Here is a 14397-nt window from a genome sequence, read left to right on the forward strand (position 1 = left end):
ACGAGCTATTAGCGGTCGTCTTGCCAACCGGCCACTGGCAGGAAAACGGACCTTCCTCTTACAAGGACTTTGCATGCTCACCGGCTTCAACCATCTGACCCTCGCCGTGACCGACCTGAATCGCAGCCTGGGGTTTTACCGCGACCTGCTGGGCCTGCGCCTGGACGCCAGCTGGGACAGCGGCGCCTATCTGTCGCTGCCGGGCCTGTGGTTGTGCCTGTCGCTGGACCCGTCGCGCCGCTCGGCCGAAGTGCCGGACTACACCCATTACGCCTTCAGCATCGAGTCCGGGCATTTCCTGGCGTTCGTCCAGCGCCTGCGGGCTGCTGGCGTGCGGGAGTGGCGCGACAACCGCAGCGAAGGCGCCTCGTTCTATTTCCTCGACCCCGACGGCCACCCGCTGGAAGCCCATGTCGGCGATCTGGCCTCGCGCTTGCGCGCCTGCCGGCAGCAGCCCTATGCCGGGATGACGATCTTTACCGACGAATGACCGCCCGCCGCCGCTTCAAGACGGCTGGTTGTCGTTATGGCGACCCTGGTGGGGTGGTGCGGGGGCGCACAAGCCGGCAGAATCCTGCGATCAAAACCGCGCCACCTTCGGCGCTTCGGAGTGAGGCATGACTTCTTCGCTGTTACTGGCCGTTCTCGCCTCGGGCTTTATCTATGGCATTACTCCCGGGCCGGGCGTGCTGGCGGTCTTCGGTATCGGCGCGGCGCGCGGGCGGCGGGCCGGGGCCGGCTTTCTCTGCGGGCATCTGCTGGGCGACGTGATCTGGTGCAGCACCGCGCTGATCGCCATCGTCGGCGCGCGGGAGATCGGCAGCACGGCCTTCGATGTGCTCGGCGTGCTCAGCGGCCTGTATCTGTTCTGGCTCGGCCTGCGGGCGATCCGCAGCCAGCGCAGCAACGGGCAGGAACCCCAGGGCCCGGCGCGCCAGCCGTTCTGGCACGGCATCCTGTTCGGCCTGACCAACCCCAAGGCGTACCCGGTGGCCGTGGCGACCTTTACCGCGCTGCTGTCCAGCCGTGCCGAGCTGCTCAACTGGTCGATGCTGCCCTGGCTGATCTTCCTCAGTTTCCTCGGCGGCATCGGCGCATACGCTATTCTGATTGGCATCGTCGGTGCGCGGCGGGTGCGGACCCTGTATCAGCGCCACGAACTGGCGATCACCCGGCTTTGCGGCGTGATGTTCATCGGGTTTGCCATCAACGCCTTGCTGCATGCCGTTCCGGGATTGCTGGCGAACAAGGCATAAAGGCTGTCCGCAAGGTTGCGACAGCCACGGACCCGCAGCGGCCCTGCGCCGCTGCCAGAACCAGGGATTGATACTCGGCGCTTTATCTTCACAGGCAGTGTCGTTCCCTGATGGCAACCAACAACTCCGCGCCCCTGGCCAGTTTCATCGACCTTCTGCTGGACGCCGTCTGTGCGGTGGATGTGGAAGGCCGTTTCGTCTTCGTCAGCGCCGCCTGCGAGCGGATTTTCGGTTACACGCCGGACGAACTGGTCGGCCGGCGCATGATCGAGCTGGTGCACCCCGCGGACCGCCTGCGCACGCTGCAGGCCGCCGAGCGGATCATGGCTGGCGAATCCATGCCCAACTTTGAGAACCGTTACCTGCGCAAGGACGGGCAGGTCGCGCATATCCTCTGGTCGGCGCGCTGGTCCGAGGTCGACCAGCTGCGCATCGCCGTGGCCCGCGACATCACCGAGCGCAAGCAGGCCGAGTCGCGGCAGGCGGCGCTGTATGCGATTTCCGAAGCGGCCCATGCCACCGAGGACCTGCTGGCGTTGTTCCGGCGCGTGCACCGGATCATCGGTGAATGGCTGCCGGCGCTGAATTTCTCCGTGGCGCTGTACGACGAGCAATGCCAGGCGCTGAGCTTTCCCTATCACGTCGACGACCGCGAGCGCTGTCCGGAGCAGCCGGGCACGCTGACCGGCAGCCTGTGCGCCGAGGTGATCCGCAGTGGCCAGCCGTTGCTGCTGACTCCCGGCAATTATGGGCCGCTGTCACCGCTGTCGGATGCCGCCGACCCGTACTCGCCCTGCTGGCTCGGGGTGCCACTCAATTCGCAGAAAGGCACCATCGGCGCGCTGATCGTCAAGAGCGCGCCGGGCGACGAGCAATACACCGAGCAGGACAAGGAACTGCTGCAATACGTCTGCGCCCAGCTCGCCACCGCCATCGAGCGCAAGCAGCTGCATGCGCGCCTGCAGTACATGGCCCAGTACGACCAGCTGACCCAGTTGCCCAACCGCGAATTGCTCCGTGAGCGCCTGCGCAGTGCCCTGGCCCGTGCCCGTCGCGAGTCCGGGCGCATGGCCTTGCTCTACGTCGATCTGGACCGGTTCAAGCAGGTCAACGACACACTTGGCCACGCCGTCGGCGACATGCTGTTGCAGGCGGTGGCCAACCGCCTCAAGGCCTGCGTGCGCGAGAGCGACACCGTGGCGCGGATCGGTGGCGATGAGTTCGTGGTGCTGCTCGGCTGTATCCAGCATGCGGAAGATGCCGGCATCGTCGCCGGAAAGATTCGCCGGGCGCTCGACGAGCCGCTGCGCCTGGATGGCCATCAACTGAGCATTCTGCCGAGCATCGGCATCGGCCTGTTCCCCGAACACGGCCATGACGAAAAGCAGCTGTTCAAGCACGCCGACGAGGCGATGTACGCGGCCAAGCGCGCCCAGCGGAGCCCGTCCCGGGCCTGAAAGAAGCGGCCGATCAGGCCGTTTTTTTGCCAACCGTTCGTCGTGGCCGATGCAACTTTTTCAAACCTTCGATGGCCTGAAAACTCTCACTCTGTGCAGGCGCCGTGCGCCGTCAACTGATCAAAGGAGGCCGACACCATGAGCTTCATGGCCACCCATCTGTCCCGCACCTGCCTCGCGCTGCTGCTCGGCCTGAGTGCCAGCGCGGCGTTCGCCCAGTCCCCCGCGGAGTTTATCGATGAGGCTTCGGCCAAGGGCATGGCAGACATCGAGGCCAGTCGCCTGGCCCACCAGAAGACCTCTTCCAAGGCGGTCAAGGACTACACCATCGTGGTCATCAACGACCGCACCACCGCCAACCAGCACCTGGCGAAAATCGCCAGGAAACTCGACCTGCCCGTAGCGCCCCGGGAAGAAGTGATCAGCAAGGCCAAGGCGCTGATCCCCGAGGTTCCGGAAGGCGAAGCCTTCGATGCCGCCTATGCCGAGAGCCAGGTCAAGGCCACCGAAGAAGCCATCGAGCAGATCCAGCAACAGGCCCAAATCACCGAGGTCCCCGAACTCAAGGCCTTCGCCGAAGAGACCTTGCCGAAACTGCAGAATCACCTGCAAATGGCCAAGGCCCTCAAGGCTGGCCGGCCCCTGGATCAGTTGGATGGTTGAGCGGCGGTGTGCCGCCTCAGATATTGACCAGCCAGCGAGCCTGGCGACTGCCGCGCCAGTTGAAGCTGCTCAGTGCCAGCAAGAGTAAGAGTATCGAGTAGATGGCGTAGGTCCCGAGCCTGTCGTAGGCCCAGCCCGCCAGCAAAATGCCCACGAGCCCGGCAAAGCGGCTGATGAAGTCTATCGAGCCATACCAGCTACCAATGATTTCCTTGGGCACGGTGAGCTGGATGGCACTGGCCGTGGTACGGAAATACAGTGTGGTACCGAACTGGAATACGAACATGCCGATGCCCGCGAGCCAGATATTGCCGCGCAGGCATAACGTGATGCAGACCCCCGAGATCATGATCAGGTGCGACAGCAATATCGTGCTCGGCACCCGGGAGGCCTGGCCACTGGCGCGCAAGGCGAGTCCGCCGGCTATGGCACCTGCCGCTCCAACGGAGAACAGGTAGCCGGTCTGCACTTCGGAAAACCCATGAAAGCCCCGAAGCAGGGGGACCCACAGGAGCGCCAGCACGCTGACCACCAGCAGGCAGGTGGCATAAGAGGCGAGGAAATACCGCCACCGTGGAGCGCGCAATAGATCGATGGTGGCTCTCGAAGCGCCGGTGACACTTTCCTGGAAACGTTGGACAAACGAGGTGCTGGCAATATCGAGGGGCGAGGTTTGCCCATTCAAGGTACTCAGGCTGATCGTCAAGGCGAGCGCGGCCAGCATGAAGGCAATGGAGGCCAGCAGTGAGATCGACAAGCCGACGTTGAAAATGACCAGGGCCCCGATGACCGGCCCCAGGGTCCTGGCGACGCCATTGAAGGTGGCGAGCAGGCCGTTGATTCTGGGGATGTCGCCAGCAGTGAAAAGGAACGGGATCAAGGCAAACAGGATCAGCCGTGAATACTGATGGATCAGGTCGACGAAGAAGGCAAAGAACCACACCCATTCCACGGAGCGGTCGTAGACCCGAAGCACAAGAACGGCCAGGGCAAACACCGCGATGTTTACCAGTTGCGTGGCAATGAACAGTTTCCATTTGTTGAAACGATCGATAAAACCCGCGCCTAGCAAGGTCACCAGTATTTCAGCGCTATAGCCGATGGCGTAGGTGGTGGTAACGGCCAGCGTCGTTCCGCTGATGGAGTAGGCAAGGTTGGCGAATACCAGGTCGTAGATGGCTTCGGAAAGTATGAGTAATACCCCCAGGGCCACAAAGGACCAGACTGACCGCGCCGTTGAATTGAAAGAGGTGTGCACAGAAATTTAATCCGTTAAATTTTTTATATGCCCGGTATCACGCAGCCTGGGCTTTGATATTGGCAGGCAAGAACGATTGGAGTTCTTCTATGCTGTTGAACTCCTGTTTGGCCGTAAGGCTATCCAGCGCAACAATTTCCATGGCTTGTATCTTGCCCAGGAGTGTACGCAGTGCTCCAGGTTCTTGCAGATAAGGAGACAGGGCTTTCTCGAACGCGGCAAGAGCCAGAGACTCTTCTGCGTTTTGAGCCGAGCCAACCAGGTCAGCCAGCTCTTCTTTCCAGGATACTGCTTCTTGAGTTGCTTTCATGTGAATCTCCATGATGTCAGTAAGTTTGCAACTTGGGTGCACACCCCAAAAACTAAGTTACTTTCAGTGTCTGCTGCTCGAACTTGGCCATCTTGTACAGCAGGATGTCCGGGCAACGCATATCAGGTAGTTTGATATTTGGATAAGGCTGGTCGACAGCGAATGGAATCAAGTCCTGGCCGAACATGGGAATGTCCGAGCGCGGCTCGTTCTGACTGACGAAGACTTCATGTTCACAACGAACCAATGTCGGTTTGCTGCAATTGAACGTGTAGGCAATACCTTGCTCAATATGAATGCTGGTGCGTGGGTCACAAATGACCTGGAGAGATTTGTGCTGGCCGTAAGTGGCGGAGTCATGCCTGAGATCAATTAGGCTCAAGTCAATTTGCAGTTCCTGATTATTGAGGAAGGTATAGGTCTTTTTCGTTCTGGCGTGCCAGTAATACTGGTGAGGAGTGCCCGGAACGGATGCTGGAAGCACCAGGACGTCGGCCACGCAGGAGGCGGTATTGGGCACCAGCGTATAGGACCTGGCGCCAGTCAGGGCATAGCGGTTGCGTTTTATCCGTACGCCGCAGAACTCCTCGTCCGTAAGCCGTTCAGCGACGCTGTGGGCATCGTCCGACCAGGTCTTGGGCTCGAACGTCACATACTGTTCGGTACCGCGGATGGTTACCGGATATCGGGCCAGATAGGACTTGGGGTTCTCCAGCAAAGACTGGGAAATCTTCGAAAGAAAACGATGGGCTTCATCGGGCAAGCGATATCGGTTGGCCTTGATTATTGGAAACTTTGCAAGTTCCGTAGTGCGCGGAACTGAAACAAGATCGTTGTCCAGGTTCCATGCTGTATTGTCTTGATCCGAGTGCCAGATTGGTTCGTCCCGGGTGACAATGTATTCCAGGTTATCGAAGGTATGAGCCACGCCTCGTGGAATGACCAAGTGTCGATGCAGGCTTGGCGAGAATCTGAGTTGGATAATTTTATGGAAGCTAGGGCTGCCTTCTCGGCAATCGACAAAATAACCTTCTATTTTCTTGCCGTTGTCCCCCATGAATGTCAGGCGATCGTCCTGGCCGACATGTATGCCATAGGTGGAATAACTGAAGTTTGGTTCATGAGTGACGAAGTCCGATATGAGCGGACCTTTGCTGGACATTAGTTTTCGACTGAACCAGCCATTTCCAGCATAGGTATTACTGACAGAGTTCTTTTCGAACCTGAGGCCTGGGATTAAAAAGTCGGCCTGATGAGTGTCGTTGTCAATTTCCTCGAACATAGATCCCTCTTTCGACAGAAAAACGTATCTGCACCAGCGTCTGTCCTGACGTCTTCGGTGTTGTTTATGTGAACGGCTGTGGTGCTGAAAAGTGCTTGTCCGGTGAAAGCTTGTCAATAACTTTTTTTGTGAGGTTTATGAGTTTTCTGGTCGCCATCTTATGGTGCGCAACGGCACAAAAATAGTGCGAATCATAAAAATCATATGGAACATTAAGTTATAGAGCTGAATGTTTCAGATCTAGTATATGTTCCTTTTGTTAAGTGCTTAGATCGAACCAAAGTGGGTCGCTCAAGAGAATGGACCGATGAGAGGAATAAACTTCTTTTTCTCAGACAATGTTTGGTTTCCATCCCAGCGTATTCCTTCATCCGATAAGACTTCAGCCCGCGGGGCGTTCTGCCGGAACTGCCGTGGGCCGAGGCCGGTCAGCACCTTGAACTGGCGGCCGGCAGGTCGAGGGAGATGCCCTTGGCGCAGCACGCGCCGGTCCTGTGCGGTAAGTCCTTGATCCCCGAGGTACCGGAACTCAAGGCCTTCGCCGAAGAGACCCTGCCGAAACTGCAAAACCACCTGCAAATGGCCAAGGCCCTCAAGGCTGGCCGGCCCCTGGATCAGTTGGACGGTTGAGTGCCGTCCCGCCGCCGATGCGCCTTCAGGCCTGGCCTGAAGGCGCGTCGCATCCGGTGTCGCCGTCTCTCCCTGGCATTTTCAGCATCGATTTCAGCTGGGTTTCTGCTGTTGCTCCGGCGGTAGCTCATCCAGCTTCAAGGGTTCGCCCTCGCCGATTTCCCTGTATTCCTGGCGCAGTTTCTCCAACTGCTCGAGATCCAGCCCATCCAGGCTCAGCAACGCATTGTGCGCATCCTTGGTGGCGCGCAGCAGTTCGTCGATCTTCAAGTGCAGGATGTCGTTATCGCGGTTCTGGGTGTTCTGGATCAGGAACACCATCAGGAAGGTGATGATGGTGGTAGAGGTATTGATGACCAGCTGCCAGGTATCGTTGAAACCAAAGACCGGCCCGCTCATGCCCCAGATCGCAATCAATGCCAGCGCGATCAGAAAGGTCACCGGACTGCCGGCCCACAGCGACAGCTTCTGCGAGAATTTGGCGAATTTCATTGTCGTTTCCCCTGTGCGGCGGCATCTGAAATTCAGACAGCGGCGGCAGGGGGAAAATTCTTTTTCTCTTCAGTCGACCTGGCTCGCTGCCTGCTGTCTGACGTTGCCCCGGTATAGATCCGCCAAAGGGGCTGCTAGGCGATATAAAAAACACTCATCAAGAACGCTTGAGCGGGATCTCGGATTAGCCTTGGGAGCCGCTGATTTCGCGCTGGAACGCCGCTTGTGCCCGGGCGCAGGTGAGGATGCGGTAGCGCGTGCTGCGTGAGACGTTTTGGTCGCGAAAGCGCTGGTACACCGGCTGGAAGACGGTGCGATCCAGGTTGGGGTGCTCCGCGTTCAGGTAGGCCTCGCAAAGCCGGTCGTAATCCTGCTGCGAGATGAAGCGCCGGAACCAGAAGCGGTAGAAGTAACCCAGCAGGAAACCCAGGCTGAAGTCGCGGTCGAGTACCGAGTGGGCGCAGCACTCGAAGTCGATCAGGCGCAGGTGGCCATCGGCGGCGACCAGAATGTTTTTCGGGTGGGGGTCCATGTGCACGAAGTCGTCGTCAAGCATCTGGCCGAACAGCCGGAAGATCGCCGGTAACAGGGTTTCAGCCTGCTCGGGATGGGCCAGCAGGCGGTCGTCGACGCTGCAATGATCTGCCCAGAAACCCAGCAGCAAGTACTCTTCGCGCAGGAACGGAAAACGCCCCTTGTAGCCAAACGCCGAGACCTGGGGCGAGAGGGCGGATTTGCCCGACACCACCGACAGGTTGATGAATTCATTGGTCAGGTCGTGCAGGCCGAAGCTGCGCTTGAGCCCGAGGAAGTTCTGCAGCTGCTTTTTCCAGTGAGTCAGGCGGTTGCGCTTGAGCACCCATTGGCGCTCACCTTCGAGCAGGAACACGCCCCGGGTGTCTTCCGGAATATCCAGCGTGGGATATTGCTCGGGCTTGGCCAGAAAACGCCGTAGCAGCGGGTCCAGTTCGTGCCGGTGGGATGGATCGAAGTGGAAGGTCACGCCATCGATCTGCTGCCGATGCAGCGTTCGGGTGAAGCTCCTGAGGTGAAGCATGCAGGGTTCCTGGCCTTGGATGGCGAACGAAGGGTGGCGCTGTGAGCCTGCGCTGAAACGCGAGCCGAAAGGGCGCGCATCATAATTCATCGCAAGTCCTGGCGTTCACGAAATTCATCCGGGTGCCTTCTGTGCCCTTGCGAGGGAAAAGGACCTCTGGCCGGCCACAGCCTGTTTTGGCCGGGGTTGGACCGAGTAGGCCGGTAGGCGGGGTCAAAGCGCGGCATTCTGCCGGAACTGCCGCAGGCCAGGATTTCGGACGACCAGTAGTCGTTGTCCACTTTCTGATAGCTGGGCACCGAAGGGTTGCTGGGGTTGGTAACCGCCATTCAGGCGGTGGCCTTGCGTGGAGTGGGGGGGCGTTGCCCTGGCCACTGATGAACTTGTAGAACACTACCGCGGTTTCGAAGCTCTGCGACAGGCTGGTTTCGCGCCGGCGGATCCGGTTGCTCTATCGACGAACACACACCTTCACACTCTAAAACAGAATTTTTCTGGAGGGCCCGGGTGCTCGGGGTTACCGTGGATTGAAGAGCGCGACACCGGGGGCGCGAGCAGACTTAGGAGTGAGCACGATGTCCAGCGTTACGCAGTCCCGTACGGTCGCTCTCTATCATCAGGCAGAGGACCTTTTTTTCTCGGCCATTTCACAAGAAAACTGGCACTTTAACGATAGTCTTGCGGCGTACTGCACGGGTGTCGTCGCCAGCAGTCTGAACCTGCTGTTCGTCAAGCGAACAGGGCCGGACCTGGCCGTGGGGGTGCTTGCAGGCATCGGGTTTCTTGAACGCGCGGGGCTGCCTTTTTGTGTGGTTGTGCACGATGACCTGGTGGCGCAGGTCCGCGACCTGCTGCTGGAGCAGCACTTGTTGGAAGGCGATAGAACCACGTCGATGTGGGTCGATCTGAGCGTCCATGAATTGCCACCGGATGTGGCGGTGAGCTTCGACATTCGTCGTACCGATGAGCAGCTCGAGGATTGGGCTGATCCCGTGGAAAGTGCCTTCGAGTCGGGTGATGCGGGAGCGGGGCAATACCTGGCCCGGCATCGGGTGGCGCTGCAAAACGGCCAGCCGTTGATGCATTTCACCCTGTATGAGCAGTCGCTGCCCGTCAGTTCGCTGACCCTGTCGTTGGGGCCGGCGGTGGCGCGTCTGGATGATATCGGCACCCGGCCCGAATACCAGGGCCGGGGCTATGCCAGCGCACTGATTCGACACGCGCTGGCGTATGCGAAAAAACAGGGGGTGAGCCTGTGTGTGCTGGAGGCCTCCCAGGAGGGGCTGTCGATCTACCGGAAGGCGGGGTTCGACACTTTGTTCGGGTACACGACCTTTTACCGCGAATGAGCAGGTGGTGGGCAAACACTTCGCTCAATGCGCGGCGTTCTGCCGGAACTGCCGTGGGCTGACGCCGGTCAGCGCCTTGAACTGGCGGCTGAAGGCGCTGTGGTCGGTGTAGCCGCATTGCAGGGCGACGTCGGTGATCGGCAGTTCGCCGAGCAGCAGGCGCGAGGCGTGTTCCAGGCGCACCTTGTGGATCATCTGCCGTGGGGTGAGGTGGAAGATGCGTTTGCAGTAGCGCTCCAGCTGGGCGATCGACAGGTCGGCGATATGGGTCAGGTCGTCGAGGCGGATGGCTTCGTTGTAGTGCTCGCGGATATGCCGGTCCACCGCGGCCAGGCGTTCGTAGGCCGGGTGCGCGTCGCGGGCGGCCTGCAGGTCGAGGGAGATGCCGGCCATGCCGATGATCCGCCCGTCGCGCCCGTGCAGCGGCAGCTTGTGGGTCAGGCACCAGCCGGGTTCGCGGCTGCCGTACAGGTGCAGTTCCAGCTGGCCCTTGATGGTGACGCCCTGGCGCAGCACGCGTTGGTCCTGCTCGGTATAGACCGGGCCGAGCACGGCGGGAAACACCTCGGCCGAGGTCTTGCCCAGCAGCGGCGCGACGTTCTTGAAGCCGCAGCGCTGGGCCAGGGTCAGGTTGGCGGTGAGGTAGCGGGCTTGCAGGTCTTTGATGAAAAACACCGCGTTGGGCAGGGTGTCGAGCAGCGGGATCACCAGGGCCATGCTGCCCAGCAGGCCGTGAATATCCTCGGGCGCCTGGCTGGCGATGGCTTCGGGCAGGCGGTGCAGCTGAGCGGTATCGATCATCAAGGGCTGCTCTTGTTGTGGGACGAGGCGCTCCCCGCGACTTTGGGTCTACGGGCTCATCCTTGAATGCCGCGGCGTCGTTGGCATGCGGCCCGCGGCAACGGTCTGCGCTTCACTTCGCGCCGGGTGTCGGCGATTCCATCAGCAAGGTTTCGATCCGCGCCGGCACCAGGGGCGCTCGTGGCGTCGGCGCGGCCCAGCCGAACAGGGCCTGTGCCGCCGTGGCGCAGACTCGCCCCTGGCAGGCGCCCATGCCGCAGCGACTGTGCAGTTTGGCCTCGCTCCAGCTCGCTTCGCCAGCTACCTCGGCGTAGGGCACATCCTCGCAGCGGCACAGCAGCGTATCAGCTCGCGCCAGGCGCAGAAGCGCCGGTTGCAGGGCGAAGGTTTCACTCACTCGCTCGGCGAACGCCTGCCAATGGGCCCGGCGCTGGATCAGCGCGATGGCCTCCCGGGTCTGCCCGCTGGCGGCCAGCCCGGCGATCTCGCCTTCGACCCTCGCCAGTTCGCTGCCGCCGACCCCGGTGCATTCGCCGGCCGCGTAGACCCGGGCGAGGCTGGTGGCCTGGTAGCGATCCACCGCGATGGCGTTGGCCTGCAGCTGGCAGCCGAGATGGCTGGCCAGGGTGGTGTTGGGCACCAGCCCGAAACCGCAGGCGAGACGTTCGCAGGGTATTTCCCGAACCTGCTCGCCCTGCTGGATACGCACCGCTTGCAGGCGATCTTCGCCCAGGGCCTCGAGCACATGGGCATTCCAGCGATAGGCCGCAGTGGCCAGCCCGGCGGCCTGGCCGAGCTTGGCCGGCCAGCGCCAGAGCCCGGCGGCGAATGTCGCCAGCGCGGCCAGCGGGGCCTGCTCCAGGACCGCCTGCACCCGGGCACCGGCCTGGCGCGCGGTGGCGGCGCTGGCCAGCAGCAATGGCCCGCTGCCGGCGATGACCACGCGCTCGCCGGCCAGCGTCAGGCCGTTTTTCAGCAGCGCTTGCAAGGCCCCGGCGCCCGTCACTCCGGGCAAGGTCCAGCCGGGGAAGGGCAGCAGCAGTTCGCGGGCGCCGCAGCACAGGATCAGGCTCTGATAGCGGAGCAGCAAAGCCTGCTCGGCATTTTCCAGCAGCAGGGCATTGGCGCCGGCGCCGGCCACCACCCGGGTGCCTGGCAGGTAACGCAACCGAGGATGCTCCAGCACCTGCAAGGCGTCGCGGGCGATGCCGGCGAGCGTGACGCCCGGCCCGTTGCGCCAGATCTGGCCGCCGGGGCGCGGGTTGTCGTCGAGCAGGACGATCGAGAGATCGCCGCGGCTCGCTGCCCGGGCCGCCGCGAGGCCGGCCGGGCCACTGCCGACGATAAGGATGTCGCAGCTCAGGCGCTGTTGACTCATGGCGTGCGCTCCACGTGCATGCCTTCGCGGCACAAGGTCTGGCAGGCCAGCTGGCGCCGGCCGTCGATGGTCATGCGGCATTCCTGGCAGATGCCCATGCCGCAGAAGGGCGCCCGGGGCTGGCCGCTGCAGGAGGTTCGGGTACGTGGGTCGCCGCTGGCGGCGACGGCGGCGGCGACGCTCAGGCCATCGCCCACGGTCAGCGCCTGACGGTCCAGGTAAATGATCATGGGGCAGTTCCAGTCAGGGAGGCGTTCAGCTCGGTGAAGCGTGCGGGGCGATAGGCCTGGGCGTCGATATCCGGTCGTTCGCCGAGCAGCAGTTGGGTCAGCAGCCGGCCGCTGCCGGGGGCGGTGGTGACGCCCAGGCCTTCATGCCCGACCGTCAGCCACAGGCCTGTGTGGCGTGGGTGTTGGCCAAGGATCGGCAGGCCGTCCGGGGTGGCGGCGCGAAAGCCGGTCCAGGCGCGGATGCCGTTCAATTGTGCGAGCCCCGGCAGATAGGCCACGGCCCGTTGCAGCATTGGGGTCAGTACTTCGGGCTCGATGGCCGGGTCGAGGCTGTCGAACTGCCGGGACGAGCCGATCAGCAATTGCCCGGTCGGCCGTGGCTGCACATTGAACGCCACCGAGGTGCCGTTGCTGGCGTGGGCGCTGGCGGCGTAGCCCAGTTCCACCAGTTGGTGGGATACCTGCCGGGGGTAACGATCGGTGATCAGCAGATGGCCTTTCTTCGGCCGCAGCGGCAACTCCGGCAGCAGGTTCTGCGCCGCCAGACCGTTGGCCAGCACCACGTACTCAGCACGCAGCACACGGCCGTCATCCAGCTCCACACGGTGGTCGGCGATGGCGCTGACCGTGGCCCGCTCGCAGCTGATCCCCGATGTGTTGTGCAACAGCCAGTGGGCGGTGGCCGGGGCGTAGAGAATGCCGTCGCCGGGGATCTTCAGGGCGCCGCCAAGCCCTTTGCGCAACAGGGGTTCGAGTGCAGCCAGGGTCGCGCTGTCGAGCAATTCGCCCGCCACTCCGTGCTGGGCCAGGTTGATTTGCTTGGCCCGGGCCAGGTCCATTTCCGCAGCGTCCGCGGCCAGCCACAGGGTGCCGCAATTGCGGTAGGCGCAGGCGGCCGGCAGGTGCACGCGCAGCTGGTTCCACAGGCCGATGGAGTAGTGACTCAGGGCCAGTTCGGCGCGGTTGTCGTCCATCGCCACCAGGTGGCCCATGCCCGCGCCGGTGGCGCCGCCGCTGGCGTTGTCGAGCACCCGTACCCGCAGGCCGCGGCGGGCCATTTCATGGGCGCAGGCGGCCCCGACTATGCCGCCGCCAATCACCAGGACGTCGGCTTCGGCCGGCTGGCTCACGAGACGATGCCCCAGCCGAAAGGGTCGCTGTCTTCGATCAGCAAGGTGGCTTCGGCGCTGATATGGGCGGTGCCGCGAAGGGTCGGGATGACCTGCTCGCCCGCCTGTTCGTAGTGGGCGCTGAACTGGCTGCCGATCACGCTGGCCTGGCGCCAGGTCGCCCCGGGCGCGAGTTTGCCGTCGGCGGCCAGGCAGGCCAGCTTGGCGCTGGTGCCGGTGCCGCAGGGGGAGCGGTCGTAAGCCTTGCCGGGGCACAGCACGAAGTTGCGGCTGTCGGCCTGCGGGTCGTCGGCGAACAGTTCGATATGGTCGATCACACCACCGTCGGCGCCGCTGATGCCGGCGGCCTCCAGGGCTTCGCGCACGGCCCAGGTGTAGTGGGTCAGGGCTTCGACGTTATCCAGGGCGATACGCTGGCCATGCTCGCTGATCAGGAAGAACCAGTTGCCGCCCCAGGCGATATCGCCACGGACGGTGCCGTGGCCGGGCAGTTGCAGTTCGACGCCGCTGCGGTATCGGTAGGCCGGCACGTTGCGCACGCTGACCGAGAGGTCGTCGTGCAGGGTGGCGCTGACGGTGCCCACCGGGGTTTCGATGCGGTGCACGCCGGGTTCGATGCGCCCCAGGTGATACAGCGAACGCACCAGGCCGATGGTGCCGTGGCCGCACATGCCCAGGTAACCGCTGTTGTTGAAGAAGATCACCCCGGCACAGGCATCGGCCGCCTGGGGTTTGCACAGCAGGGCCCCCACCAGCACGTCGCTGCCCCGCGGTTCCAGCACGCAAGCCGTGCGCCAGCGATCGTGGCGCTCTTGCAGGACGGCCAGCCGCTGGGCCATCGAACCGCCGCCCAGGTCGGGAAAGCCGTCGACAACCAGGCGAGTCGGCTCGCCCCCCGTATGTGAATCGATGACGGTTATTTTTTTCATGGCAGCACCTGACGGAAAAGGCCTACAGATTGGCTCGGGAAAGGGCTGCATCGCTTGTGGGTTTTCTCTGCGGCGGATGACGAAATCGGCACAGTGGGGTTTTCCGTCAACCCTGTAGCCGCTGCCGCAGGCTGCGCACGGACGCACAGCGTCCGCCAGATCGGACGGCGCGGTG

At 62.6% G+C, this 14397-nt stretch carries 15 protein-coding genes and 2 pseudogenes; 6 read left to right on the top strand and 11 right to left on the bottom strand.

The window, feature by feature from the left end:
* Nucleotides 1-73 precede the first annotated feature (73 nt).
* The 4 genes from fos (at nucleotide 74) to CRO75_RS15190 (ending at nucleotide 3376) form a co-directional block, all read left to right on the top strand.
* Nucleotides 74-490 carry a fosfomycin resistance glutathione transferase gene (gene fos, locus CRO75_RS15175; protein ID WP_097136518.1) on the top strand — a complete coding sequence of 139 codons (417 nt, stop codon included), beginning with the start codon at nucleotides 74-76 and terminating at the stop codon, nucleotides 488-490.
* Nucleotides 491-617: 127 nt separating this feature from the next.
* Nucleotides 618-1256: a LysE family translocator gene (locus tag CRO75_RS15180; RefSeq protein ID WP_009042539.1), complete on the top strand. Its 639-nt coding sequence runs from the start codon at nucleotides 618-620 to the stop codon at nucleotides 1254-1256.
* 110 nt (nucleotides 1257-1366) lie between these two features.
* Nucleotides 1367-2713, top strand: a complete 1347-nt coding sequence (locus CRO75_RS15185) for a sensor domain-containing diguanylate cyclase (protein WP_085530041.1) — start codon at nucleotides 1367-1369, stop codon at nucleotides 2711-2713.
* Nucleotides 2714-2851: 138 nt separating this feature from the next.
* Nucleotides 2852-3376, top strand: a complete 525-nt coding sequence (locus CRO75_RS15190) for a DUF4142 domain-containing protein (protein ID WP_009042541.1) — start codon at nucleotides 2852-2854, stop codon at nucleotides 3374-3376.
* A 16-nt stretch (nucleotides 3377-3392) separates the two neighbouring features.
* Here the strand turns inward: CRO75_RS15190 and CRO75_RS15195 are convergent, their stop codons facing one another.
* Genes CRO75_RS15195 through CRO75_RS15205 form a run of 3 tightly spaced genes read right to left on the bottom strand, consistent with a single transcriptional unit; the run spans nucleotide 3393 to nucleotide 6226 of the window.
* Nucleotides 3393-4634 carry an MFS transporter gene (locus tag CRO75_RS15195; protein WP_239990588.1) on the bottom strand — a complete coding sequence of 414 codons (1242 nt, stop codon included), beginning with the start codon at nucleotides 4632-4634 and terminating at the stop codon, nucleotides 3393-3395.
* A gap of 37 nt (nucleotides 4635-4671) precedes the next feature.
* Nucleotides 4672-4944, bottom strand: a complete 273-nt coding sequence (locus tag CRO75_RS15200; protein ID WP_097136522.1) for a hypothetical protein — start codon at nucleotides 4942-4944, stop codon at nucleotides 4672-4674.
* Between the two features lie 52 nt (nucleotides 4945-4996).
* Complete coding sequence (locus CRO75_RS15205; protein WP_097136524.1) at nucleotides 4997-6226, bottom strand: dTDP-4-dehydrorhamnose 3,5-epimerase family protein; 1230 nt, start codon at nucleotides 6224-6226, stop codon at nucleotides 4997-4999.
* A gap of 516 nt (nucleotides 6227-6742) precedes the next feature.
* Here CRO75_RS15205 and CRO75_RS15210 point away from each other — a divergent pair.
* A pseudogene (locus CRO75_RS15210) lies at nucleotides 6743-6856 on the top strand (DUF4142 domain-containing protein); the annotation flags it as partial.
* A 93-nt stretch (nucleotides 6857-6949) separates the two neighbouring features.
* Here the strand turns inward: CRO75_RS15210 and CRO75_RS15215 are convergent.
* From CRO75_RS15215 to CRO75_RS33210, 3 genes and pseudogenes are all read right to left on the bottom strand, one after another.
* Nucleotides 6950-7348: a low affinity iron permease family protein gene (locus CRO75_RS15215; RefSeq protein WP_097136526.1), complete on the bottom strand. Its 399-nt coding sequence runs from the start codon at nucleotides 7346-7348 to the stop codon at nucleotides 6950-6952.
* Between the two features lie 184 nt (nucleotides 7349-7532).
* The gene (locus CRO75_RS15220; RefSeq protein ID WP_085530497.1) at nucleotides 7533-8405 is read right to left on the bottom strand and encodes an AarF/UbiB family protein; all 873 of its coding nucleotides are present in this window, start codon (nucleotides 8403-8405) and stop codon (nucleotides 7533-7535) included.
* Between the two features lie 239 nt (nucleotides 8406-8644).
* A pseudogene (locus CRO75_RS33210) lies at nucleotides 8645-8853 on the bottom strand (AidA/PixA family protein); the annotation flags it as partial.
* Nucleotides 8854-8980: 127 nt separating this feature from the next.
* Here CRO75_RS33210 and CRO75_RS15230 point away from each other — a divergent pair.
* Complete coding sequence (locus CRO75_RS15230; RefSeq protein ID WP_085530043.1) at nucleotides 8981-9754, top strand: GNAT family N-acetyltransferase; 774 nt, start codon at nucleotides 8981-8983, stop codon at nucleotides 9752-9754.
* A 24-nt stretch (nucleotides 9755-9778) separates the two neighbouring features.
* Here CRO75_RS15230 and CRO75_RS15235 read toward each other — a convergent pair whose 3' ends face one another.
* The 5 genes from CRO75_RS15235 to CRO75_RS15255 all read right to left on the bottom strand — a co-directional run bounded on the left by CRO75_RS15235 (nucleotide 9779) and on the right by CRO75_RS15255 (nucleotide 14222).
* Nucleotides 9779-10555, bottom strand: a complete 777-nt coding sequence (locus CRO75_RS15235) for an AraC family transcriptional regulator (RefSeq protein ID WP_097136528.1) — start codon at nucleotides 10553-10555, stop codon at nucleotides 9779-9781.
* Nucleotides 10556-10667: 112 nt separating this feature from the next.
* The gene (locus CRO75_RS15240; protein WP_097136530.1) at nucleotides 10668-11933 is read right to left on the bottom strand and encodes an FAD/NAD(P)-binding oxidoreductase; all 1266 of its coding nucleotides are present in this window, start codon (nucleotides 11931-11933) and stop codon (nucleotides 10668-10670) included.
* On the bottom strand, nucleotides 11930-12163 hold the full coding sequence (locus CRO75_RS15245) for a 2Fe-2S iron-sulfur cluster-binding protein (protein WP_097136532.1): 234 nt from the start codon (nucleotides 12161-12163) through the stop codon (nucleotides 11930-11932). Before CRO75_RS15245 ends, CRO75_RS15240 begins: the two co-directional genes overlap by 4 nt.
* Nucleotides 12160-13293, bottom strand: a complete 1134-nt coding sequence (locus tag CRO75_RS15250; protein ID WP_097136534.1) for an FAD-dependent oxidoreductase — start codon at nucleotides 13291-13293, stop codon at nucleotides 12160-12162. Before CRO75_RS15250 ends, CRO75_RS15245 begins: the two co-directional genes overlap by 4 nt.
* A complete protein-coding gene (locus CRO75_RS15255) occupies nucleotides 13290-14222 on the bottom strand; it encodes a 4-hydroxyproline epimerase (RefSeq protein WP_097136536.1) in 933 nt (310 codons plus the stop codon). The genes CRO75_RS15250 and CRO75_RS15255 overlap by 4 nt, the downstream gene beginning before the upstream one ends.
* Nucleotides 14223-14397 lie beyond the last annotated feature (175 nt).

It is taken from the genome of Pseudomonas sp. LAMO17WK12:I10 (assembly GCF_900215185.1).
GTDB lineage: Bacteria > Pseudomonadota > Gammaproteobacteria > Pseudomonadales > Pseudomonadaceae > Aquipseudomonas > Aquipseudomonas chlororaphis.